The organism is Phenylobacterium sp. (assembly GCF_046463815.1).
Classification (GTDB): domain Bacteria; phylum Pseudomonadota; class Alphaproteobacteria; order Caulobacterales; family Caulobacteraceae; genus Phenylobacterium.
In genome coordinates this window covers 172,570-194,933 of the sequence record NZ_JBKBRO010000001.1, presented here as the reverse complement: position 1 = coordinate 194,933, position 22,364 = coordinate 172,570, and the positions used below count along the sequence as shown (strand labels likewise).

The window sequence follows — 22,364 nt, the reverse complement described above, 5'->3', positions numbered from 1 at the left end:
CCATGGACCTGGATTTCTCGCCCGAGGACCTGGCCTTCCGCGAGGAGGTCCGCGCCTTCATCGCCGAGGCCTACGACGACGACATGCGCGCGCGCATGGCCCAGTCCAAGAACGGCTACCTCGACAAGGAAAGCCAGGTCCGCTGGCTGAAGAAGCTCCATGCCAAGGGCTGGATCGCCCCCGACTGGCCGGTGGAGTACGGCGGCACGGGCTGGAGCCTGGGCCAGAAGTACGTCTTCGACATGGAGATGGCGCTGGCCGGCGCCCCCTCCACCTCGAACATGGGCCTGAAGATGTGCGCCCCTGTCGTGATGGCCTTCGGGACCGACGAGCAGAAGAAGCAGCACCTGCCCAAGATCCTCTCCACCGACGTGTGGTGGTGCCAGGGCTACTCCGAGCCGGGCGCCGGCTCCGACCTCGCCTCGCTGGCCCTGAAGGCCGAGCGCGACGGCGACCACTACGTCCTGAACGGGTCGAAGACCTGGACGACGCTGGCCCAATGGGCCGACTGGATGTTCTGCCTGGTCCGGACCTCGAACGAGGACATCCGCCAGAAGGGCATCTCGTTCCTGCTGATCGACATGAAGACGCCAGGCATCACCATCCGGCCGATCCCGACGCTCGACGGTCCGGCCGAGGGCGAGCAGGAGATCAACGAGACGTTCTTCGACAACGTCCGGGTTCCGGTCGCCAACCGCATCGGCAAGGAAGGCGAGGGCTGGACCTACGCCAAGTACCTGCTGCAGTTCGAGCGCGGCAACGCCTATGCGCCGGGCCTGCAGAACCAGCTCCGCAAGGTGCGCAAGATCGCCGCCATGGAGCGCTCGGACCGGGGCGGCTCGATGATGAGCGATCCCGACTTCCGCAAGAAGCTCTCCGAGGTCGAGATCAAGGTCGAGGCGCTGAACGCCACCGAGCTGCGAATCTTCGCCGGCCGGGCCAACGGCGAGGCCATGGGCGCCGTCTCCTCCATGCTGAAGCTGGAGGGCAGCCAGATGCAGCAGGCGATCACCGAGCTGGCCCTTGAGGCCGCCGGCGTCTACGCCCAGCCCTTCGTGCGCGACACCTGGGCCCACCTGAACGGCGACACCAACGTGTTCCGCGCCGGACCCGACTACGCCGCCCCGGTGGCGCCGCAGTATTTCAACTACCGCAAGACCTCGATCTACGCCGGCTCGAACGAAATCCAGCACAACATCATGGCCAAGATGGTGTTGGGGCTCTAGGGGCCCTTCGCGCCGACGGCGGCCAGGGCCCGGTCGCCGCCCGCCACCCGGGCGGTGGCGAGCACTTCGCCTGGCCGGGTGTCCCGGTCGGTGAAGGCCACCTCGAGCGTCCCGGGCGCCGGCGGCAGTCCAGGCAGGCGGATGACGATGCGCCGCCGGTCGATCTCCGGATAGACGCCTACGCCGTTCAGCACCGCGATCGCCCGGCCGTGGGCGCTCACCGTCACGTCCCCGAACAGGGAGTTGCGTCCCCGCCGGACGAGGTCGAGGGCCACGGCCGGCCCGCCGGACGGGTCGTCGGCGCGCAACCGTTCGAGCCGCGCGTCCTCGATGGCCGCCCGGATATCCACTGGACCGATCCGCACGAAGACCGGCGCCGACTGGGCCCAGAGCATGGTGGCCGGTCCCTCCGTCCCGGCCGGCGGGGGGTTCGGGTCGCGGGCGGTGACCGTCAGGTGGGTGCGGTACTCCCCGGCGGGCGGCGCGGGCCCTCGCAGCCGCACGGAGATCGTGCGCCCCTCTCCGGGGCGCAGCGTCAGGCGCTCGGCGTCCATGGCGATGAAGGGCCTGGCCGACCGGTGCCTCTCGGCCAGCGACCTGAGTTCGGGTGCGCGCAAGGCGTCCTCGCGGGGCACGAGCGCGCCGTCCGGGGCCATGATCCGGTCGATGAAGCTGACGTCGAACTCGCCGCCCGCCACGGGGGCCGTGACCGTGAACTCGGCCGCGGGCCGCTCGGCGTTCAGGATCGCGCGCCGCGGCTGGATCCTGAGGTCGGCGCCGATCTGGCGCGGCTCGGCGGGTTGCGATGCGGCGGCGCCGGCCGTCAGCGGAACTGCGGCGGCGAACAGCAGGGCGAGCTCGCGCAGCAGCTTGTTCATGCACGCGAAGGTAGATGAAACTACAACCGCTGACACGCGGTAAAGCGCGCCTGCGGTGGGATGTCCGCATCCTGCTCAGGCCGGAAACCAAACGACCGGACGACGTCGCCGTCGCCCGGTCGCGTTCCGGTGTTCAGGCTGGCCGGTCAGTTGCGGGCGGGGATCACCACCGGCAGTTCCTCATAGCCCTTCACGAACGAGGAGTAGACGCGGCGCGGCGGCCCCACGACCTCGATCCGCGGGAAGCGGGCGAGGATCTCCTCCCAGATGATCTTGAGCTGCAGCTCGGCCAGGCGGTTGCCCACGCAGCGGTGGATGCCGAAGCCGAACGACAGGTGGTTGCGCACCCGCGGCCGCTCGATCCAGTAGTCGTTCGGCCGCTCGATGACCTCTTCGTCTCGGTTGCCCGAGACGTACCACATGGCGACCTTGTCGCCTTCGCGGATCGTCTTGCCGCCCAGCTCGATGTCGCGCTTGGCGCGGCGGCGCATGTAGGCCAGCGGCGTCTGCCAGCGGATGGTCTCGGAGACCATCGAGGGGATCAGGTTCGGGTTCTCGCGCAGCTTGCGGTCCTGGTCGGGGTTCTGGTGCAGCGCCAGGATCGAGCCCGAGATGGTGTTCCGGGTGGTGTCGTTGCCGCCCACGATCAGCAGGATCAGGTTCCCGAGGTACTCCATGCGGTCCATGTTCTTGGTGGACTCGCCGTGGGCCAGCATCGAGATCAGGTCCGGCCGGGGCGGGGCGTTCACCCGCTCGTTCCACAGCCGCATGAAGTAGTCGACGCACTCGAACAGCGTCTGGCGGCGCCGATTCTCGTGCTCTTCCGGATCGGTGGTGCCCAGGATGCCGCTCTCGGGCGCCGAGGTGGCCACGTCCGACCAGTGGGTCAGCTTGCGGCGGTCTTCCCAGGGGAAGTCGAACAGGGTCGCGAGCGTCATGGTCGTCAGCTCGATCGACACCTTGTCGACCCAGTTGATCTCCTCGCCGATCGGCAGGTCATCGAGGATCTTGCCGGCCCGCTCGCGGATGATGGGTTCGAGGTGGGCCAGGTGGTTCGGCGCCACGATGGGCTGGACCGTCTTCCGCTGCACGTCGTGCTTCGGCTGGTCCATGGCGATGAACATGGGAAGCGTGAAGTCGTCCGCCGGGTCGGGCAGCACGATCGTCGGCTCCGACGAGAAGACCTCGTGGTTCGTGTCGACGGCCATGATGTCGTGGTACTTGGTCACCGACCAGTAGCCGCCGATGTCCTCGTGGGGCGACACCGACCAGTGGACCGGGTCCTCCTTCCGCAGCCGCTCGAAGTACGGCCACAGGGTGTCGTTCAGGAATAGCTCGGGATTGGCCGGATCGATCTCCTCGATCGGCATCGAATAGGCGGCGTCCCGGGCCGCGCGGCGCAGATCGATCGACGCATCATCCATGGCGAATTTCCTCCTGGCCGCAGGTCCGTACCCGCCCACAGCTTCCCACCGTGACGATGACGGCGAAGCGCGCGTGAGTCAACGAACATGACGGGCGCGTCAACTTTTTGGTCCAACTCGGCCCCCAGCTTGACGGGGAATGCGGCCTCAGGTTGGCATCGCGGCGATTTAAAGGAGGCGCTGCGATGGAAGGCGGATGTGCGTGCGGGGCGGTGCGGTACCGGCTGGGGTCGGCGCCGATGATCGTCCACTGCTGCCACTGCAGGGACTGCCAGCGGCAGACGGGATCGGCCTTCGTCATCAACGCCCTGATCGAGACCGACCGGATCGAGGTCGCCTCCGGCGCGCCCGAGCCCACGCGGATGCCCACCGACAGCGGCCGGGTCCACGACGTCTATCGCTGCCCCGCGTGCCGCACCGCCCTGTGGTCGGACTATGGCGGCCGGCCGGCGCTCAGGTTCGTTCGCGTCGGGACCCTGGACGAGCCCGCCGCGCTCCCGCCCGACGTGCACATCTTCACCCGCTCGAAGCTGCCCTGGGTGGGGCTGCCCGAGGGGGCGAGGGCCTTCGAGGTCTATTACGACATTGAGCGGGAGTGGACGCCCGACGCGCTCGCCCGCCGCCGGGCCATCCTGGGGGACGTCTGACGCTCAGGCGTTGAAGTTCAGCTTCAGGCCCGGCCGGGGCCAGGTCGCCCTGTAGAGCTTGCCGGTCCCGGAGGCGGTGATCCACGCCGTCTTCATGTCCGGCCCGCCGAAGCAGATGTTGGTGACCAGCAGGTCGGGGAACGGATAGTGCTCGGTCGCGCCCGAGGGGTCGAAGGCGGTGATCCCGCCGTTGATGATGGTGGCCACGCACACCTTGCCGCCCGCCTCGACGGCCAGGCTGTCCAGGAGCTGGTAGCCCGGCAGGTTGCACACCACCCGGCCGGGGGCGAAGCCGGGGCCGGGCTCCAGCACGCCGGGTTCGGCCACGTCGAAGGCCCAGAGGCGGCCCAGCGTCGTGTCGGCCAGATAGACCGTCTTCTCGTCCGGCGAGAGGCCGATGCCGTTCGGCGAGACCAGGTGGTCCCGCTGGCGCGAGATCAGGGAGCCGTCGGCCTTGGCGTAATAGACCCCGCCGAACTTGCGGCCGTCGGGCGTCGAGCAGCCGTGGTCCGAGAACCAGAACCCGCCCTGGCGGTCGAACACGAGGTCGTTGGGCCCCACCAGCCGCTTGCCGTCGCAGGAGTCGTAGACGGTCGTCAGCTTGCCGGTCCTGAGGTCGAAGCGCTGGATCATGCCGCCGGTGTGCGTGGGCGGCGTGGGGCCCGGGATGGTCAGGCCCTCGTTCTCGATCCACACGAACGAGCCGCCGTTGTTGGTGATCCAGATGGCGCCGTCCGGTCCGATGGCGGCGCCGTTCGGGCCGCCGCCCGTCTCGACCACCGTCTCCTTGCGGCCGTCGGGCGTGACCCGGGTCAGCCGCTGGCCCTTGATCTCGGTCAGGATCACCGAGCCGTCCGCCATGGCGATCGGCCCTTCCGGAAACTCCAGCCCCTCGGCGATCAGTTCGATGTCCATGTCCGTCCTCCCCGTGTCTTCTGTTTGGGAGGGACTATAGGCGTTCCAGCACCCGGAAGGTGAAGGGGTATTCGTCCTTCTCTGACGTGGGGTAAGCCTCGCGCCGGACCTCGCGCCAGCGGCTCTCGTCGATGGGCGACAGCACAGTATCGCCCTCCACCTCGGCGCCCACCTCGGTCAGGTAGAGCCGGCCCGCCTTCCTCAGCGCCAGCTCGAACAGCGAGGCGCCGCCGATCACGCAGACCTCGTCCGCGCCGTCCTCGGCCGCCTGCTCGCGGGCGATCTGCACCGCTTCCGAGAAGTCGTGGCACACGACCGCGCCCTCGGCCTCGAAGGAGCCGTCGTTGGTCAGCACGATGTTGGTCCGGCCGGGCAGGGGCTTCCTGGGCAGGCTCTCCCAGGTCTTGCGGCCCATGATCACCGGCTTGCCCAGGGTCACCGCCTTGAAGATCGCCAGGTCCGACCTCAGCCGCCACGGCAGGTCGCCGTCCCTGCCGATGACGCCGTTCCTGGCGCGCGCGATGGGCCCTGCGGAGAGGATCACATGGGACATGGCGGCAATCTAGCCGATCAGGCCGCCGGCTCCAGCCAGCTCAGCCACTTCTTCCGCACCGCCGCGTCCGGGTCGATGCCGAACCGGCGGCAGTAGAGCAGCAGCATGCAGAGCACGTCGGCGGCCTCGTCGGCGCGGTCCTGTTCCGTGGCCTCGCCGCGCCCGCGCGACGACAGCCGCAGGTGCGCCTGGGAAAGCTCGCCCAGCTCCTCCTGGAGCTTCAGCAGGAACCAGTCGTCGTCCCGGTCGATGCCGTACTTGCCGGCGTAGATGTCCGAGATCTTCTCGGCCGCGTCCGAGACCTCGGCGAAGGTCAGGTCGCGCATGTTCGACGACATCAGCGCGTCGCCCCCCGCCAGAGGTCATCCAGCTCCGCCATCCTGGGCGGAGGGCTCCACCATTCGTCGGCTCCGTTCAGCGGAGCCAGGAATGTGCGGGCGTGTCGCCAGAACGCATGCAGCGGTTCGGAGAACGTCCTGCGCGCTTCGGCTTCGTCCAGGCGCCCCGCCAGGACGCCATCCGCCATACTCTCCAGGAAGGCGAAGAGCAGGCGCATGTCCCGAGTGGCCTGACCCGTTTCGTCCTCCGCCATGTGCATCGGAACGCCCGCCCGAATACGCTCCCGCGCCGCGAGGAGATCACCGCTGTTCCAGGCCAACAGGAATTCGGCTGTCTCTGCCTGAGGGTCGGGAGGCTGTTCTGAAGAGGCCTCCACGGTGCGGGTGTTGACCGGCCCCAGCTCCCGGACCGTCCGGCGGATCTTGTTGGCGGCAGGGCCCAGCGCGGCCACGAGGTTTCCGTCCCGGCGAGCGGATACATAGGTGAGCCCGGTCAGACCGATGAGGTCCGTCGGCAACGCCATCTTGGCGTCGCTCCGCATGAGAAAGAAGCAGCGCTCGGGGCCGCGCGCGCCGATCATCAGCCCCAACTCGAACACGACGTTGTCGCGGATCGTGGCGCTCTGCGGGTCGCGCATGATCCGTATATCGTCGGGCGAAAACACAAAGGCCGCGAAATCGGTGGTGCGGGCCACCCGGAGGAGGTCGCTCAAGGTCGCCGCGGTCGGCCGAAAGACGCCCTGGGACCAGACCGTAGGTTCCGCGTCGAACTCCAGAGCCTCCTGGAGGCAGTAGGCGATGTCCAAACCCTCAACGGACGACCCGATGAAGAGGCTCGGCCTCGCGACGGTCATTTTGCGACGGGAGCTGGGATGTGGGCGTGCGCCTGGTAGCCCTCGAGCTTGAAGTCCTCGTATTCGAAGGCGAACAGGTCCCGCTTGGGGGCCACGTGCAGGGTCGGGAAGGGGTAGGGCTCGCGACCGAGCTGGGTGCGCGCCTGGTCCAGGTGGTTCAGGTAGAGGTGCGCATCGCCCAGGGTGTGCACGAACTCGCCGGGCTCAAGCCCCGTGACCTCAGCCATCATCAGGGTCAGCAGGGCGTAGCTGGCGATGTTGAACGGCACGCCCAGGAACACGTCGGCCGAGCGCTGGTAGAGCTGGCAGGAAAGCTTCCCGTCGGCCACGAAGAACTGGAACAGGCAGTGGCAGGGCGGCAGCGCCATGTCGTCCACGTCGGCCGGGTTCCAGGCCGAGACGATGTGGCGGCGGCTCTCCGGGTTGGTCTTCAGGCTCTCGACCACGTTCGCGATCTGGTCGATGACCCGCCCGTCCGGGGCGGCCCAGGAGCGCCACTGCTTGCCGTAGACCGGCCCCAGCTCGCCGGTCTCGTCGGCCCACTCGTCCCAGATGGAGACCCCGCGCTCCTGCAGCCAGCGCACGTTGGTGTCGCCGCGCAGGAACCACAGCAGCTCCAGGATGATCGACTTCCGGTGCAGCTTCTTGGTGGTCAGCAGCGGGAAGCCCTTCGCCAGGTCGAAGCGCATCTGGCGGCCGAACACGCCCAGGGTGCCGGTCCCGGTGCGGTCGCCCCGGCGGGCGCCGTTCTCCAGGATGTCGGCGAGCAGGGCCAGGTACTGGCGCTCCGGATGGTCCGGGGCGGCCAGGACGGGCTCGGCGATGGCGGCGTGGGCGTTCATCTGGACCGCGAGTCGGCGCCGATTCGCGCGACGTGGGAATCACGTCGGCGCGAGGCGCCCCCTCCATGCACAGGAATCGGAAGAACGCCATCGCCTGCCAGGTGGCCCCTTGGCGCCCTTCGGAACCTTCGTTATGCCGCGTGCAGTTTTTACTAGTTGGTGGATAATAATGCTCGCGACCGCGCTCGCCGCCCTGGCCCTGTTCGTCTCGGCCGAAACCCCTCCGTCGGGGACCGCCCCGGAGGCGCCCGCCGCCGCTCCGGCCCCGGCTCAGGCCGCCGTCCCGGCCAAGCCGAAGAAGGTCTGCCAGAAGATCTCCGAGGTCAGCGGCTCGCGCCTCAGCAAGAAGGTCTGCTTCACCGAGAAGCCCAAGGCCGAAGCGCCGGCGCAAACCACGGGCGCCGGCCAGCCCGCGCTCTGAGCCGGCACGGATCAGCCGGCGAAGCCGCCCTCGTCCAGGAACGCCTGTTCGTCGGGCGTGGTGAGTCGGCCCAGCATCGGGTTGCGGTGCGGGAAGCGCCCGAACCGCACGATGATGTCCCGGTGGATGGCCATCCACTTGAGGAATTCGGGGTCGCCCAGCTCCTCGGCCAGGCGCAGCCCTTCGTTCTGGTCGACGATGTCCTCGGAATGCTCGAAGGGCAGCAGGAAGAAGGACGCCAGCGCCGGGTCGACCTCCCGGTGCCAGCCGCGCGCGACCGCCGCCCTGGCCGCCGCGCGCGCCTTGCCGTCGGTGGCGAAGGCGTGCCCCGAGTTGCGGTAGAGGTTCCGCGGGAACTGGTCGAGCAGGATGACCAGCGCCAGGGCCCCTTCGGGCGTCTCCATCCAGCGGTCGTATTCGCCGCGCGCGGCGGCGTGGTGGGTGGGCTCGAACTTGAGCCGGATGGCCTCGTCGAAGCCGGCGTTGCGGGCGAACCACTTCGAAGGCCCGGCCTCGCGCCAGAAGCCCAGGATGTCGTTGGGTGTCGCGGCCACCTGATGCGATCCTTCCGTGATCCGAACCGGCACACTTGGGCGCCGGGCCGCATCGTTCAAGCACGGTTCACCCGGGCCGGCGCACGAGGACCGTGAGGGATGCCCGCGGCCCGCGCCTTGCAGGCCGCACGCGAGTGACCACGATGAAGACGACCGCGCTGACGGCCCTGGCCGTCCTGATGCTGGCGACCACCGCCGAGTCCGCCGCCGGCCAGCCCGCCGTCCAGGGTTGGCGCGGTCATGAGGGCCCGCGCCGTGACGACCGTCCCGCGCCTGGCGCGCCGGCGGCCCGCGCCGCCCCCGAAGCGCCGCGCGCGCCCGAGGCCCGCCGGGCGCCCGAGGCCCGCCGCGCCGGACCGGGCGAGGCCGACCTCTGGCGCGGCGATGAACGCCGGGATCGCCGCGACAGCCGCGTCGGCCGGCCCGGCGGCTGGGTGGACGACGACGGCGACGACACGTCCAGCCTGGGTCCCGCCGACCAGGCCGACCGCGAGGACCGCCGCGAGGCCCGCGAGGCGCGCCGCTGGAGCAACGGCGGCTGGCCGGCGGATCCGGAGGGCCGTCGCGACCGCGCGGGTCCCGACCGCCGCGACGGCGCCTGGAGCGGCCGCTGGGACCGCGACGACCGCGACCGCTGGGATCGCCATGACCGGGACCGCGACCGCCGCCGGGGCGACCGTCCCTACTGGAGCCGGGGCCGCTATCCGTTCAGCTACCACAGCGACCGGCGCTACCAGGGCCGCGTCTGGGTCGCCCCGCCGGGCTTCTACGTGCGGAGCTGGAGCTACGGCGACTACCTGCCCTGGGGCTGGTATGGGCCGAGCTACCGGCTGGACGACTGGATGGCCTACGGCCTGCCCTGGCCGCCGCCCGGCTACGACTGGGTCCGCGTCGGCCCCGACGTGCTGCTGGTCGACCGCTTCACCGGCCGCATCGTCCAGGTCGTGCGGATGGTGTTCTGGTAGCGCCTACAGGTAGCCCAGCGCCCGCAGTTCCTCGATCGATTCCCGCGCCGTGCGGTGATGGACGAAGACGCCGCCGGCCTCCTCCCAGAGGCGGCGATACTTGTCCCGGTCGTCCACCAGCACGTCGCCGGGATGGCAGTGCTCGCGCTTCAGGGCGGCCATCGTCGTGATGACCTCCACGCCGGGAAACCAGCGCGCCGCCCAGCGCCGCTTCTGCGGCTCGGCCCAGGTCCCGCCCGGCAGGCCGGTCAGGATGACGGGTTCCAGGTCGCGCACGGCCTCGTAGAGTTCGAAGGCGTCCGGCATGGGGTCGAGGTTGGCGAAGAAGTCCGGCGCCTGCGCGAGGCGCTTCCAGAACAGACCCGGATTGTAGCGCTGCTCGAAGGCGCGGGGGTGCATGCCCAGCACCTTCTCGGCGCCCTTGTCGAAGTCGGCCAGCACGCCGTCGCAGTCGAGGTAGATCCGCTTTCGCATGAGCCAAGAAGGAGGATGGGGGCAGCGCCGCGCCGGACGCTAGTGCTCCCGGCAGGCGGGGCAGAGGCCGCGGGCCTCCAGCGTCACCGAGCGCACCGCATAGCCGGCCCGGGCCGCATCGGCGAGCTGCGGGCCGAAGTCGGGCTCGAACTCCTGCGCCGCGCCGCAGCACTCGCAGATCAGGAAGGCCGCCGCGTGCCCGCCCTCGATGCGGCAGGGGACATAGGCGTTCAGGCTCTCGATCCGGTGAGCGAAGCCCAGGCGCTCCAGGAACTCCAGCGCGCGATAGACCGTGGGCGGCTTGGCCGGCTCGCCGTGCTCGCCGAAGGCGGCGATCAGGTCGTAGGCCTTCAAGGGGCCCTCCGAGGCCAGCAGCAGCTCCAGCACCCGGCGGCGCGGCGGGGTGAGGCGCTCCTGGGTCTCGGCGCACCGCATCTCGGCCGCGCCCAGGGCCTGGCGCAGGGCGGCGCCTCTTAAACCGGCATGGGCGCCTTCGTCGTGATGCTGACAGTGGCTCGACATCGTCTTTCAGCTAACCCGGTTCCGCTCGTGCGGCAACGCGCTTGACGGCTCGTTATGTTATTTCATAACAGACGCGCTCAATCGCAAGTGGGGCTTCCCGATGTCGCGTCTTCGTCTGTTCTCCGCCGCCGCGGGCCTCGCGTTGCTGGCTTCTCCCGTCCTGGCGGCCGAGGCCGGCGCGCCCAAGGACCTGTCCGAGGTGGTGGTGACCGCCGCGCCCTACGTGGTCTCCATGGACTCCACGACCACCAGCGTCGACGTGGTGAAGCGCGAGGAACTCGACCTCGCCCCGGCCGCCGGCCTGGGCGACGTGCTGGCGCATCTGCCGGGGGTGCGCTCGTCGTTCTTCGGCCCGGGCGCGAGCCGCCCCGTGATCCGCGGCCTCGCCGGCCCGCGCGTGCAGGTGCTGACCAACGGCGTCGGCATGATCGACGCCTCGGGCATCTCCCCCGACCACGCCGTCGCCAGCGACCCGCAGGAGGCCGAGCGCATCGAGGTCCTGCGCGGTCCCTCGGCCCTGGCCTACGGCGGCTCGGCCATCGGCGGCATCGTCAACATCATCGACGGCCGCATCCCCTCGACCTACGAGGAGGGCGTTCACGGCCGGGCGCTCGCCACCTGGTCGGAGGTGGACGACGGCCGCCAGGGCTCGGGCGCGCTCAAGGTCGGCGCCGGCGGCCATTGGATGCTCACCGTCGACGGCGTTCGTCGAAAGACCGACGACTACGATGTCCCGGTCGATCCCATGTCGCGCCGCCTGGCCGACCAATTGGGCCTGCCCGCGCCCTCGCGCAGCGGCGCGAAGGTCGCCAACACCTGGACCGACCTGAAGGCTTACGGGGCCGGCGGCTCCTACGTGGGCGATGGCGCCTGGGGCGGACTGGCGGTCAAGCGCACCGAGAGCGAGTACGGCAGTGCGGCCGAGGAAGAGGTGCATATCGCCCTGAAGCAGACCCGCGTCGACGCCCGCGGCGGGGCCGACATCGACCTCGGGCCCTTCGAGAAGGTGAAGTTCGCCGGCGGCTACGCTGACTACAAGCACACCGAGTTCGAGGGCGACGAGCCGGGCACCACGTTCCTCTCCGAGGGCTACGAGGGCCGCCTCGAGCTGGTCCAGAAGGACATGGGCGGCTGGCAGGGGGCCGTGGGCTTCCAGGGCCTGAAGCGCGACTTCGACGCCATCGGCGAGGAGGCCCTGATCCCGGCCACCAAGATCCGCGAGGCGGGCGTCTTCACCCTCCAGCGGCTGGACAGGGATAGCTGGGGGCTGGAGGGCGGCGTGCGCCTCGACACCCGCAGCCTCAAGAGCGTGCGGGGCGACCGCGACTTCACCAACATCTCGGCCTCGGTCGGCGCGTTCGCCCGGCCGGCGGAGGGCTGGTTCTTCGGCCTCTCGGGTTCGCGCACCAGCCGCGCGCCGACGGAAGAGGAGCTGTTCTCGCTGGGGGCGCACCCGGCCACGGGCGCCTTCGAGATCGGCGACGCCGACCTTGCGAAGGAGGTTTCCTATTCGCTGGACGCCACCGCCCACTACGACAACGGCCCCTGGACGCTGGACCTGCACGGCTTCTACGTGAACTACGACAACTTCATCGACCTCGTCCCCACGGGCGAGACCGACGACGAGTCCGGCTTCGCGGTCTTCCATTACGTCGAGAGCGGCGCGGAGTTCTACGGGACCGAGGCCGAGGCCTCCGTGCGCCTTTGGCGGGAGGACGAGCGCAGCTTCCACCTGGAGGCCGCCGCCGACTACGTCCACGGCAAGACCGACTTCGGCCCGGCGGTCCGCGTGCCGCCGTGGTCGGTCACCGGGCGCGGCGTCTTCGAGGGCGGCTGGTGGACCGGCACGCTGGAGGTGCGCCGCGTGGGCGAGCAGGACCGCGTCGCCGGCTTCGAGCTGCCCACCGACGGCTACACCATGCTCAACGCCTCGCTGGTGGTCCGCCCGATCCGCGGCCAGCCCGACCTGAAGGTGTTCGTCGACGGCCAGAACCTGACGAACGTCGAGGCCCGCGAGCACGCCTCGTTCCTCAAGGACGTCGCCCCGCTGCCCGGCCGCAACGTCCGCGTGGGCGTCGGCTATCGCTTCTAGCGGCCTAGCTCCGCCACTCGGCGAGGGTCCTGCCGCCGGCGTCCTCGAAGGCCACCCGGTCGAGCTCCACGCGCGCCATGCACGTGGGCCGCCGGTCCGGGTGGTCGCTCCGGCAGACGATCGGCCGGTGGTCGGGGCCGCCGGCCAGCCGGCCCTCCAGCACCAGCCGGTAGCCGCCGACGCCGGGGACCTCGCCCTCGGCCAGCTTGACCGTCGCCTCGTAGGGCCGTCCGCCCCGCCGCAGCAGGCGCGAGCCCCCCTCCGCGAAGACCTGGGCCAGTCCCAGGGTCTCGGGCGAGGGCGCCGTCCCGGGAAGCTGCGCCGGGGACAGGGCCGGGCAGGCTTCGGACGTGGTCCACGGCCGGCTGAGCCAGAAGCCCTCCACCGACTCCACCTCCTGGCCCTCGGTCAGGGGGGCGGCGAAGGGCGCGTCCGTCCAGGTCTCGGGGCGGGCGGTGAGGCGCAGGGCGCCCCGCGCCGCGTCCGCCGTGTAGCCGAGGCCGGCCTCGGCGGGGCCTGGCCCCCAACACCCGAACGGCAGGCGCAGGGCGAAGCGGCGGCCCTCGAGCGCCCGCACGGCGCCCGGATAGGGCGCTCCGGCCGCCGTGGCCGAGGCCGTCTGGCCCACCGCCGCCAGGAGCCCGGCGCGGCCCAACGGCGGCGGCGTCGCCAGGAGCGGCGAGGCGGCTGGCGCGTCGGGCCGGGGCGCGGGTCGCCGCTCCGGAGTGTCCGAGCCGGGCGTGCAGGCGGAAGACAGGACGAGGACGAGGGCGGCGGCGCCCGGCCGCCAGTTCGCTGGGCCGCGGTTCATACCGAACGATAGCAGGGTCGGGCGCGAACGGCCTACAGTGCGGCCATGACTTTCGACCAAGCCGCCGCGCTGACGGTCCTCTGCGCGGTGATCGCCGCCCTGATCTGGGGCAAGCTGCGCGCCGACGTGGTGGCGCTCGCGGGGGCGGCGGCCCTGCTGGGCCTTGGCGTCGTGCGCCCGGTGGAGGCGCAGGGCGCCTTCGCCAGTCCGGCGCTGATCGCGCTCGCCTCGCTGTTCGTCATCGCCTACGCCATGGAGTTGTCGGGCCTGCTGGACGCCACGATCCGGCTGGCCATCGCGCTGTGCCGTCGGCTGGGCGCGCTGGGCGTCTGGCTGGTGATCCTGATGTGCGGGGCGGCCTCGGCGTTCCTGAACAACACGCCCATCGTCGTCCTGGCCGCGCCGGTGGTCCGCGACGTGGCCCGCTCGCAGGGGCTGCCGCCCCGGCGCTTCCTGATCCCGCTGTCCTACGTCACCATCCTGGGCGGCGCTTGCACCCTGATCGGCACCTCGACGAACCTGCTGGTCAACGACATGGCCCGCAACGCCGGCCAGCCGGTGTTCAACCTCTTCGACATCACCCCTGTGGCCCTGGTGATCGCCGCCGCGGGCGGACTCTATCTCCTGCTGTTCGCGTCAAGGCTGCTCCGCGACGGCGAGGAGGAGGAGGGCGTTCCCTACGCCAAGGCGGTGCAGGACGCGGCCGCCAGCCGCGGGGGCTCGGTGGGCGACGCCAGCCTGTTCGTCGAGAAGCGGCCGCTGGAGTGGCCCCGCGCCCTGGCCTCTCTGGGCGTCTTCGTCGCGGTGGTCGCGGTCGCCGCGCTCGGCTACGCGCCCATCGCCGCGGCGGCCTTCACCGGCGCCGTCGTGCTGGTGCTCACCCGCGTGATCAGCGCCGACGAGGCCTACCGGGGGCTCCGGCCCCAGATCCTGCTCTTGATCGCCGGCATGGTGGTGGTGGGCCTGTCGCTGGAGGTGTCGGGCCTGGCGGCCTCGGCCACGTCGGCCCTGACGGCGGTCGTCGGCGGGCTGGGGCCCTGGGCGGCCCTGGCCCTGCTCTACGGCATCACCCTGTTCCTGACCGAAATCCTGTCGAACGCGGCTGTGGCCGTGCTGCTCACCCCCGTGGCGGTGGCCCTGGCCGAAAGCCTGGGCGTCAGCCCCCAGCCCTTCATCGTGGCCGTGATGATGGCCGCCAGCGCCGCCTTCGCGACGCCGTTCGGCTACCAGACCAACGTCCTGGTCTACGAGATGGGCCGATACAGCTACATGGACTTCGTCCGCGTCGGCCTGCCGCTCAACCTGGTGACCTGGGCGGCGGGCGTGGCCGCCATCCCGGTCTTCTTCCCCTTCTGAGGGAGATCAGGCTTCCTCGGTCTCGCCGCCGGCCGGGCCTTCGCCCGCCTCGAAGCTGCGGGGCCGGCGGCGGCGCGCCGGGCGGGCGGGCTTCTCGTCGGACGATGCTTCGGGGCGCGGCGCGGCGCTGGCCTGCAGGAAGGCGGGAGCGTGGCTCTCGCCGCCCTCGGCGTCGCGCAGCACATGTCCACGCGGTTCCGGGCTGCGGAGTTCGCTCTCGCCGAAGCCCGCGCCGCCCTGCGGCTCGACCACCGCCAGCGGGTCGCGGGCCGGCCGCTCGCCGCGCTCGGGGCGGTCCCGGCGCTGTTCGCCGTCGCCTTCGGCGCGGGGACGGTCGTCCCGGCGGTCGCGTTCGGGGCGATCCCGTTCGGGGCGATCCCGTTCGGGGCGATCGCGGTCACGCTGCCAGCGGTCGCGGCGGCCCTGGCGGCCTTCGCCGTCGCCGCGCGGACGGTCGTCGCGGTCGCGGCGCTGATCCCCGCCCTCGCGGTCGCGGGCCTGCCACTCGCCGCGCGGACGGTCGTCACGCTCCCGGCGCTGGTCCCGGTCGTTCCGGTCGCGCTCGCGGGGTTCGCCGTCGCCCTGGGCCTCGGCCTCGTCGGCGGCCTCGGACTGGGCCTGGGCGCCCTCGTCCTCGAAGTCGATGTCGTAGCCCGAGGCGAACTGGTCGCGGCCCAGGATCTCGGCCGCCGGCCGCTGCGGCTGGATGGCCCTAAGCAGGCGGAAATAGTGCTCGGCGTGCTGAAGGTAGTTCTCGGCCAGCACCCGGTCGCCGGACGACGCCGCGTCCCGGGCGAGCTGCTGGTACTTCTCGAAGACGTGCTGGGCGTTGCCGCGCACCTTCACGCCGTCGGGGCCGTTCGAGTCGAACGCGCGGTTGGCGTTCTGCTGCGGCTTGCCGCCGCCGCCGCCACCCCGGTTACGCCCACGCTGGCGCTTCATACCCTTGAAATCTCTCATATTCGAAACCGTTTGGCTCTTCCTTGAGCGCCCTTCGGCGGCTTGCCATCGGAAACGGGCTGCCGCCCGGCTCGACCTTGTGAAGACGCTGCTGTTCCCCGTCTTCCGCCCGGAAGCTGTCAGCGAGAGCCTTCTGGAAAGCGTCGCGCCTGCCGGAGCGGGCTGGCGTCCCTCTAGGGGGCGCTTCTGCCTGAACACCGGCGATTTGGGTGGAGACGCTTATGGATGTAGCGAGTCAGGCGCCCGTTTCCAAGGGCTTTTTCGCACCCGCGACAACCCTGTCCCGGTTGGCCAGGTCGCGGATGGTGCGCACGTCCTCGGCGCCCGCCTCGCGGAACAGCGCCTCGACGGCGTCCTTCTGGTCGTAGCCGATCTCGACGGCGAAGCGGCCGCCGGGCTTCAGCACCCGGAGGATCTCGGGCGCCAGGATGCGGTAGGCGGAAAGTCCGTCCGGTCCGCCCGACAGCGCCAGGCGCGGTTCGTGGTCGCGCACCTCGGGCTCCAGGGTCTCGATGACGTGGTCGGCGATGTAGGGCGGGTTGGAGACCACCAGGTCGAAGGCGTCGTCCGCCAGCCCCGCGGTCCAGTCCCCGCGCAGCAGGGCCGTGCGGCCCGCCAGCCCCAGGGCCGCGGCGTTGTCGCGGGCCACCGCCAGCGCCTCCTCCGAGGCCTCCACGCCCAGGCCGCGCGCCGCCGGCCGCTCGGCCAGGATGGACAGCAGGATGGCGCCCGAACCCACGCCCAGGTCCAGCACCGACCAGGCCGCGTGCTCGGGGAATTCCCGGAGCGCCACCTCCACCACGGTCTCGGTGTCGGGCCGGGGCGTCAGCACGTCGGGCGTGACCTGCAGCATGATCTTCCAGAAGCCCTTGCGGCCCAGGATGTGGCTGACCGGCTCGCGCTTCTCGCGCCTCGCCAGGTAGTCGGCGAGCGTCGCCTCCTGCTCGGCGGTCAGCGGCCGATAGGGATCGGTGACGATGTCCACCCGGGTGGCCTCGGCGGCGGCCTCCACCAGCAGGCGCGCGTCGATCACGGGACCTGCGATCCCGGCCGCCTCCAGGCGCGTCTTGGCCTCCTTCCAGGCCTGGACGAGGGTCAGGCCCATTCCGCGTCCTTCTCCAGCGTCTCGGCCTCGGGCGCCGTCACCGCGTCGCCCAGGCCCACCCGGCCCGGCGCGGTGACGTGGACATAGATGCCGCAGTGCATGTGGCCGTAGGTGTCGAACAGCGCCTTGACGATCTCCACGTCCCGCTCGGCGGTTTCCAGGTTCACGTGGGTGGCCGCGCAGCGCACGATCGGCTTGAACACCTCGGCCTGCGCCCACCCCAGCATCAGCCTGCGGCCGGTCCAGTCGTTCTCGGCCCAGGCCGGCCAGCCGTCGACATAGAGGTTGGCCCGGAATCGCAGAGGGTCGATCTCCATGCCCAGGCGCTGCGAGAGGTCGCGCACGCTGGCCAGGTTGACGATCGAGACCTGCCCGCGCGGGTGGTCGGTGAAGCGGAAGTCGCCCGGGGCCTCCACCACCTTCAGCGGCCCTTTGGCGTCCTCGCCCAGCAGGGCGGCCAGCCAGGCGGCGAAGGCGTCGCGTCCGTCCGCCTCGCGCAGGTTCCCCGAGAAGGCCGGCGCGCCGTCCGCCTCGGCGCGCAGCACGCCGGTCGCGTCCTCGTAGCGGGTGCGGGCGGCCGCCACCTTGGGGATGTTCATCAGCACGGTGAACCTGGTCTTCGGCAGGAAGGCCGGGGCCTGCGGATCGTAGCCCGACGGGCCGTTCTCCACCGCGTAGACGCGGTCGTGCGGGAAGCCCTCGCCGGCGGCGAGGTCCACATGGTCCAGGGGCTCGGGGGTGAAGCCCTTCACCGGGTGGCGGAAGATCGCCGCGACATGGCCGTTCATGCCCCGGTTTTGGCCGATGCGGCGCGGCTTCACAACCGCGACGCTCGCGGGAACGCGCCCCGCTGGCTTAGGGTTTGGGCCGGCGTGGCTTTGGGAGGGTCGGGATGTCGGAGGCGCCGTCGCGGCCGAAGCGGGGACGATCGGCGGGGGCGCTGCTGCTGGCGCTCGCCCCCTGGCTCGTGACCGGGGCGGTGGCCGCCGCGTGGGTCAGCACCGCCCGGCCCAAGGGCCGCCGGCCGGGCCTGTCGCAGGCCGCCGTCGCCGAGCCCGAGCACTTCGAGCATCTTGAGCCGGGGCGGGGGCGGATGGCCGACGCGCCCCACCGCATCCCCTGGCGCGGCTGGAAGGATGTGATCTGGCGCACCTACCGCGAGATCACCCACGACCGCCTGACCGTCGTGGCCGGCAGCGTGACCTTCTACACCCTGCTGGCCATCTTCCCGGCGCTGGGCGTGTTCGTCTCGCTCTACGGCCTGATCGCCGACGTCGCCGCCGTGGAGGGACAGCTCGCCCAGCTCTCCCTGGTCTTCCCGAGCCAGGTCGTGCGGCTGGTGGGCGACCAGATGATGCGGCTGGCCACCGAGCGGGGCGCCAACCTGTCCGTCGCCTTCGTGGTCAGCCTGCTGCTCTCCATCTGGACGGCCAACGCGGGCATGAAGTCGCTCTTCGACGGTCTGAACATCGCCTACGACGAGGTCGAGAAGCGCAACTACTTCTACCGCACGGCCCTGACCTACGCCTTCACCTTCGCCTTCCTGCTGTTCCTCACCCTGGTCTCGGCCCTCCTGGTGGCGATCCCCATCGCGCTGAAAGCCATGGGCCTGCGCACCGGCTGGCTGTTCGGGTTCCGCTGGCTGGCGCTGTTCTTCGTCGTCGCCGGGGCCTTCGCCATCGCCTACCGCTACGGCCCCTGCCGGGCGCGGGCCCGCTGGCGGTGGGTGGCCTGGGGGGCCGTGGCCGCGGCCCTCTTCTGGATGGGCGGATCGGTGGCCTTCTCCTGGTACCTCAACAACGTCGCCCACCTGCAGGTGACCTACGGCTCGTTGGGCGCGGTGATCGGCTTCATGCTGTGGGTGTGGTTCTCGGTGCTGGTGGTGCTGATGGGGGCCGAGCTGAACGCCGAGATCGAGCACCAGACGGCGGTCGACACCACGTCGGGCCCGCCCCGGGCCATGGGCGAGCGCGGCGCGGCCATGGCCGACACGGTGGGCCTGCGCTTCATCGGCGTCAGGAAGGGCGCGCGCCTCCTCATGCGCGACACCCGCCGCCAGGTGGGCAACCTGGTGCGGCGCAAGCGGAAGGACTGAAACCTCCGCTCCCCCGAGGCGAAGCCCGAGGGGAGGGGCAGGGGGAGGGGCGACGCGGCGATCGCGGCGCGCGGGCCGGAGCGGCCCCGGAGCAGCCATGGCCCGCTCGCCCAGTCGCCGGCGGTTCAGCCCAGCTCGTCTTCCAGCGCCGCCAGCCGCGCGGCCTGGTCCTCGGCGATCAGGGGCTCGATCACGTCGTCGAGGGCCTCGCCCTCCATGATCTTGGGCAGGTTGTAGAGGGTCAGGTTGATCCGGTGGTCGGTCACCCGGCCTTGCGGGAAGTTGTAGGTGCGGATGCGCTCCGAGCGGTCGCCCGAGCCCACCTGGCTCTTGCGCGCCTCGGACCGGGCGCTGTCCAGCGCCTCGCGCTGCATGTCGTACAGCTTGACCTTCAGGGCCTTCATGGCCCGGGCGCGGTTCTGGTGCTGCGACTTCTCGGAGCTCGTCACCACGATGCCGGTGGGCAGGTGGGTGATGCGCACGGCCGAGTCGGTCTTGTTGACGTGCTGGCCGCCGGCGCCGGACGAGCGGTAGGTGTCGATCCGCAGGTCCTGGTCGCGGATCTCGATCTCCACGTCCTCGGGCTCGGGTAGCACGGCCACGGTGGCGGCCGAGGTGTGGATGCGCCCCTGCGCCTCGGTGGCCGGCACGCGCTGGACCCGGTGCACGCCGCTTTCGAACTTCAGCCGCCCGAAGACGCCCTCGCCGGTGATCGATGCGATGATCTCCTTGTAGCCTCCGGCGTCGCCTTCCGAGACGCTGTCGATCTCCACCCGCCAGCCCCGGCTCTGAGCGTAGCGCTGGTACATGCGGAAGAGGTCGCCGGCGAACAGCGCCGCCTCGTCGCCGCCCGTGCCGGCCCGCACCTCCAGGATGGCCGAGGCGTTCTCGTCCTTGTCCTTGGGCGCCAGCAGCAGGGCCACCTCGCGCTCCAGCTCGGGCAGCTTCGCCTTCAGCGCCGCCAGCTCGTCGCGGGCCAGGCCGGCCATCTCGGCGTCGCCCGAGGCGGCCATCTCCTCCAGCTCGGGCGCCTCGGCCCGGGCGCGCTCCAGGGCCTGCACGGCGTCGGCCACCGGCTTCAGCTCGGCGTGCTCCTTCGACAGGCGCACGATCTCGGCCCCGTCCGTGGCCGCGCCCATGCGGGCTTCGATCTCACGGAAGCGGTCGAGAACCTGGTCGAGCCTGGCCTGGGGGAGTCGCAACTTGGATGGTCCGGTTTCGAAGGGGCCTTCCTCTAGCGGAGGTCGGCGCCGAAGCCAAACGGCGCCTTGGGCCGGGAACGCGCCCCGCCGCCGCCCGTTTGGGGCCGGTGACCTGAGGAGACAGTCAGATGGCGACCGAACGCGTGACCGAAACCAGCGACGGCCTGACCCGCGAGCGGGTGGTCGAACGCGACGTCGGCGGGACCACCTACGTGGACCGCGGCGGCGGCATGGGCGGGGTGATCATCGGCGTGGCGGTGCTGGCCCTCGTGGCCATCGTGGCCTTCTTCCTGATGCAGTCCAGCCGCAACGACGCGATCCGCGCCGACGCGGTGGCCGGCGCGGCCTCCAGCGTGGCCGAAAGCGCCGGCAGCGCCGCCGAGAGCGTCGGGAACGCCGCCAACCGGGCCGCCGACGGGGTCAACCCGCGGTAGTCCGCTCCTTGCCGCGCAGCGGGCTCCGTCCCCTCCGCGTCCTCTGCGATCCCTCTGCGTTCTCTGCGGCGGAATCAAGAAGGCCCCGGATCGCTCCGGGGCCTTCCGTGTTCAGGCTCCGAGGACGCCTTAGACGCGCACGCCCGACATCGGGGCGTTGCCGAACGCGCCGAGCTTGACGTTGCCGCTCATCTTGTCGCCCTCGACCTTGGCCTCGAACTGGAGGGTCATCGGCATCGGGCTGGTGATGTCGGCGCTCCAGGTCAGGGTGTCGCCGGCGACCTTGCCGGTGATCTCCTGGGAGCCCATGCGGCCCTCGGTCTTGCCCGTGAAGGTGTCGCCGTTGGTGGTGATCGTGGCGTTCACCTCCTGCGGGCCCATCGGGGTGTTGATCGTGATCTTCCAGCTGCCGTCCGCGGACATGATGTCCCTCCCAAGAAAAGGACCGCCACCTAAGCGCGGATGCGACGGCTTCGCAAGAGTGACGCTGGCGTCAGGTTTGTATCGGATTGTTACTCGGCCGCCTGGAGAGGGGCTGTCCCCGCCGTCTTCCGGGCCGACTCGATCTCGGCGGCGCGGGCCTCGACCAGCCCGACGATGTGGTCGACCATCCGGTCGTTGTCCATCTTGTGGTCGGGCTTGCCGGCCACATAGACCATGCCCGACCCCTTGCCGCCGCCGGTGAAGCCCAGGTCGGTCATCAGCGCCTCGCCGGGGCCGTTCACGACGCAGCCGATGATGGAGAGGCTCATCGACGTCGAGATGTGCGCCAGCCGCTGCTCCAGCTTCTCCACCGTCTCGATGACGTTGAAGCCCTGCCGGGCGCAGGACGGGCAGGCGATGATGTTCACGCCCCGGTGGCGCAGGCCCAGGCTCTTCAGGATGTCGAAGCCGACCTTGATCTCCTCCACCGGGTCGGCGGCCAGGCTGACCCGGATGGTGTCGCCGATCCCGGCCCACAGCAGCGAGCCGATGCCGATCGCGCTCTTCACCGTGCCGGTCCGGAGCGCGCCGGCTTCCGTGACGCCCAGGTGCAGCGGGCAGTCGATGGCCTCGGCGAGCTGCTGGTAGGCGGCCACGGTCATGAACGGGTCCGAGGCCTTCACGCTGATCTTGAACTCGTGGAAGTCGTGGTCCTGCAGGATGCGGGCGTGGTTGAGCGCGCTCTCGACCATGGCCTCGGGGCAGGGCTCGCCGTACTTCTCCAGCAGGTCGCGTTCCAGCGAGCCGGCGTTGACGCCGATGCGCATGGAGCAGCCGTGGTCGCGGGCCGCCTGGATCACCTCGCGCACCCGGTCGGGGCTGCCGATGTTGCCGGGATTGATCCGCAGGCAGGCCGCGCCGGCCTCCGCCGCCTCGATCCCGCGCCGGTAGTGGAAGTGGATGTCGGCCACCAGCGGGACCTTGGCCGCCTTGGCGATGGTCTTGAACGCCGCCGTCGACGCCTCGTCGGGGCACGAGACGCGGACGATGTCGGCCCCGGCCTCCTCCAGCCGGCGGATCTGGTCGATGGTCGCCGCGGCGTCGGCCGTGACGGTGTTGGTCATCGACTGGACGGTGATCGGCGCGTCGCCGCCGACCTCCACCGAACCCACGCGGATCTTGCGCGACGGCCGGCGGTGGATGGCGCGCCAGGGGCGGACGGCGGTGTGGTCTTGAGCGCTCATGCGGGCGGGAAAATAGGCCCTCGCGCGGG

Annotated in this window: 25 protein-coding genes; 8 read left to right on the top strand and 17 right to left on the bottom strand. The window is 71.1% G+C overall.

Annotation, left to right across the window (positions count from 1 at the left end; all coding sequences use genetic code 11):
- Positions 1-2: 2 nt before the first annotated feature.
- Positions 3-1,226, top strand: a complete 1,224-nt coding sequence (locus ACK4TT_RS00975; protein ID WP_409642456.1) for an acyl-CoA dehydrogenase family protein — start codon at positions 3-5, stop codon at positions 1,224-1,226.
- Here the strand turns inward: ACK4TT_RS00975 and ACK4TT_RS00970 are convergent.
- Both ACK4TT_RS00970 and ACK4TT_RS00965 read right to left on the bottom strand, forming a co-directional pair.
- Positions 1,223-2,104, bottom strand: a complete 882-nt coding sequence (locus tag ACK4TT_RS00970; protein WP_409642417.1) for a hypothetical protein — start codon at positions 2,102-2,104, stop codon at positions 1,223-1,225. The genes ACK4TT_RS00975 and ACK4TT_RS00970 overlap by 4 nt on opposite strands.
- Positions 2,105-2,250: 146 nt before the next feature.
- On the bottom strand, positions 2,251-3,528 hold the full coding sequence (locus tag ACK4TT_RS00965) for a cytochrome P450 (protein ID WP_409642420.1): 1,278 nt from the start codon (positions 3,526-3,528) through the stop codon (positions 2,251-2,253).
- A 185-nt stretch (positions 3,529-3,713) separates the two neighbouring features.
- On the opposite strand from ACK4TT_RS00965, the gene ACK4TT_RS00960 reads away from it, so the two are divergent.
- On the top strand, positions 3,714-4,175 hold the full coding sequence (locus ACK4TT_RS00960; RefSeq protein WP_409642423.1) for a GFA family protein: 462 nt from the start codon (positions 3,714-3,716) through the stop codon (positions 4,173-4,175).
- A 3-nt stretch (positions 4,176-4,178) separates the two neighbouring features.
- Here ACK4TT_RS00960 and ACK4TT_RS00955 read toward each other — a convergent pair whose 3' ends face one another.
- From ACK4TT_RS00955 to ACK4TT_RS00935, 5 genes are read right to left on the bottom strand one after another with little or no spacing between them, the layout of a single operon-like run.
- Positions 4,179-5,090: an SMP-30/gluconolactonase/LRE family protein gene (locus tag ACK4TT_RS00955; RefSeq protein WP_409642426.1), complete on the bottom strand. Its 912-nt coding sequence runs from the start codon at positions 5,088-5,090 to the stop codon at positions 4,179-4,181.
- Positions 5,091-5,124: 34 nt separating this feature from the next.
- The gene (locus ACK4TT_RS00950; RefSeq protein WP_410212130.1) at positions 5,125-5,643 is read right to left on the bottom strand and encodes a dihydrofolate reductase; all 519 of its coding nucleotides are present in this window, start codon (positions 5,641-5,643) and stop codon (positions 5,125-5,127) included.
- Positions 5,644-5,660: 17 nt separating this feature from the next.
- Complete coding sequence (locus tag ACK4TT_RS00945) at positions 5,661-5,981, bottom strand: phosphoribosyl-ATP pyrophosphohydrolase (protein WP_409642432.1); 321 nt, start codon at positions 5,979-5,981, stop codon at positions 5,661-5,663.
- Positions 5,981-6,835, bottom strand: a complete 855-nt coding sequence (locus ACK4TT_RS00940; protein ID WP_410212129.1) for a nucleotide-binding protein — start codon at positions 6,833-6,835, stop codon at positions 5,981-5,983. The genes ACK4TT_RS00945 and ACK4TT_RS00940 overlap by 1 nt, the downstream gene beginning before the upstream one ends.
- Complete coding sequence (locus tag ACK4TT_RS00935) at positions 6,832-7,677, bottom strand: thymidylate synthase (RefSeq protein WP_409642438.1); 846 nt, start codon at positions 7,675-7,677, stop codon at positions 6,832-6,834. The genes ACK4TT_RS00940 and ACK4TT_RS00935 overlap by 4 nt, the downstream gene beginning before the upstream one ends.
- A gap of 169 nt (positions 7,678-7,846) precedes the next feature.
- Between ACK4TT_RS00935 and ACK4TT_RS00930 the strand changes: the two genes are divergently transcribed.
- Complete coding sequence (locus tag ACK4TT_RS00930) at positions 7,847-8,098, top strand: hypothetical protein (protein ID WP_409642441.1); 252 nt, start codon at positions 7,847-7,849, stop codon at positions 8,096-8,098.
- Positions 8,099-8,109: 11 nt separating this feature from the next.
- Here the strand turns inward: ACK4TT_RS00930 and ACK4TT_RS00925 are convergent, their stop codons facing one another.
- Positions 8,110-8,652, bottom strand: coding sequence for a DUF924 family protein (locus ACK4TT_RS00925; protein WP_409642444.1), 543 nt, complete (start codon positions 8,650-8,652; stop codon positions 8,110-8,112).
- Between the two features lie 143 nt (positions 8,653-8,795).
- Between ACK4TT_RS00925 and ACK4TT_RS00920 the strand changes: the two genes are divergently transcribed.
- Positions 8,796-9,617: an RcnB family protein gene (locus tag ACK4TT_RS00920; RefSeq protein WP_410212128.1), complete on the top strand. Its 822-nt coding sequence runs from the start codon at positions 8,796-8,798 to the stop codon at positions 9,615-9,617.
- 3 nt (positions 9,618-9,620) lie between these two features.
- Here the strand turns inward: ACK4TT_RS00920 and ACK4TT_RS00915 are convergent, their stop codons facing one another.
- Together ACK4TT_RS00915 and ACK4TT_RS00910 are read right to left on the bottom strand one after the other, a co-directional pair.
- Entirely contained in the window at positions 9,621-10,091 is a 471-nt protein-coding gene (locus ACK4TT_RS00915; protein ID WP_410212127.1) for a 5' nucleotidase, NT5C type, read from the bottom strand.
- A gap of 39 nt (positions 10,092-10,130) precedes the next feature.
- Positions 10,131-10,613: a Fur family transcriptional regulator gene (locus tag ACK4TT_RS00910; RefSeq protein WP_409635568.1), complete on the bottom strand. Its 483-nt coding sequence runs from the start codon at positions 10,611-10,613 to the stop codon at positions 10,131-10,133.
- 100 nt (positions 10,614-10,713) lie between these two features.
- Here ACK4TT_RS00910 and ACK4TT_RS00905 point away from each other — a divergent pair, with 100 nt between their 5' ends.
- Positions 10,714-12,705 carry a TonB-dependent receptor gene (locus ACK4TT_RS00905; RefSeq protein ID WP_409635571.1) on the top strand — a complete coding sequence of 664 codons (1,992 nt, stop codon included), beginning with the start codon at positions 10,714-10,716 and terminating at the stop codon, positions 12,703-12,705.
- A 4-nt stretch (positions 12,706-12,709) separates the two neighbouring features.
- Here the strand turns inward: ACK4TT_RS00905 and ACK4TT_RS00900 are convergent, their stop codons facing one another.
- Complete coding sequence (locus ACK4TT_RS00900; RefSeq protein WP_409635574.1) at positions 12,710-13,516, bottom strand: hypothetical protein; 807 nt, start codon at positions 13,514-13,516, stop codon at positions 12,710-12,712.
- A 45-nt stretch (positions 13,517-13,561) separates the two neighbouring features.
- On the opposite strand from ACK4TT_RS00900, the gene ACK4TT_RS00895 reads away from it, so the two are divergent.
- Positions 13,562-14,872: an SLC13 family permease gene (locus tag ACK4TT_RS00895; RefSeq protein ID WP_409635577.1), complete on the top strand. Its 1,311-nt coding sequence runs from the start codon at positions 13,562-13,564 to the stop codon at positions 14,870-14,872.
- Positions 14,873-14,878: 6 nt separating this feature from the next.
- On the opposite strand, the gene ACK4TT_RS00890 is transcribed toward ACK4TT_RS00895, so the two are convergent.
- From ACK4TT_RS00890 to ACK4TT_RS00880, 3 genes are all read right to left on the bottom strand, one after another.
- Entirely contained in the window at positions 14,879-15,832 is a 954-nt protein-coding gene (locus ACK4TT_RS00890) for a DUF4167 domain-containing protein (protein ID WP_409635580.1), read from the bottom strand.
- A gap of 235 nt (positions 15,833-16,067) precedes the next feature.
- Positions 16,068-16,937, bottom strand: a complete 870-nt coding sequence (gene prmC / locus ACK4TT_RS00885; RefSeq protein ID WP_409635583.1) for a peptide chain release factor N(5)-glutamine methyltransferase — start codon at positions 16,935-16,937, stop codon at positions 16,068-16,070.
- Complete coding sequence (locus ACK4TT_RS00880) at positions 16,928-17,725, bottom strand: MOSC domain-containing protein (RefSeq protein ID WP_410212126.1); 798 nt, start codon at positions 17,723-17,725, stop codon at positions 16,928-16,930. Before ACK4TT_RS00880 ends, prmC begins: the two co-directional genes overlap by 10 nt.
- 104 nt (positions 17,726-17,829) lie before the next feature.
- Here ACK4TT_RS00880 and ACK4TT_RS00875 point away from each other — a divergent pair, with 104 nt between their 5' ends.
- On the top strand, positions 17,830-19,032 hold the full coding sequence (locus ACK4TT_RS00875) for a YihY/virulence factor BrkB family protein (RefSeq protein ID WP_409635589.1): 1,203 nt from the start codon (positions 17,830-17,832) through the stop codon (positions 19,030-19,032).
- A gap of 125 nt (positions 19,033-19,157) precedes the next feature.
- On the opposite strand, the gene prfA is transcribed toward ACK4TT_RS00875, so the two are convergent.
- The gene (prfA, locus tag ACK4TT_RS00870) at positions 19,158-20,234 is read right to left on the bottom strand and encodes a peptide chain release factor 1 (RefSeq protein WP_410212125.1); all 1,077 of its coding nucleotides are present in this window, start codon (positions 20,232-20,234) and stop codon (positions 19,158-19,160) included.
- 128 nt (positions 20,235-20,362) lie between these two features.
- Between prfA and ACK4TT_RS00865 the strand changes: the two genes are divergently transcribed.
- Positions 20,363-20,668, top strand: coding sequence for a hypothetical protein (locus tag ACK4TT_RS00865; RefSeq protein WP_409635595.1), 306 nt, complete (start codon positions 20,363-20,365; stop codon positions 20,666-20,668).
- Positions 20,669-20,797: 129 nt separating this feature from the next.
- On the opposite strand, the gene ACK4TT_RS00860 is transcribed toward ACK4TT_RS00865, so the two are convergent.
- Both ACK4TT_RS00860 and ispG read right to left on the bottom strand, forming a co-directional pair.
- On the bottom strand, positions 20,798-21,091 hold the full coding sequence (locus ACK4TT_RS00860; RefSeq protein WP_409635598.1) for a hypothetical protein: 294 nt from the start codon (positions 21,089-21,091) through the stop codon (positions 20,798-20,800).
- An 89-nt stretch (positions 21,092-21,180) separates the two neighbouring features.
- On the bottom strand, positions 21,181-22,335 hold the full coding sequence (ispG, locus tag ACK4TT_RS00855) for a flavodoxin-dependent (E)-4-hydroxy-3-methylbut-2-enyl-diphosphate synthase (protein WP_410212124.1): 1,155 nt from the start codon (positions 22,333-22,335) through the stop codon (positions 21,181-21,183).
- Positions 22,336-22,364 lie beyond the last annotated feature (29 nt).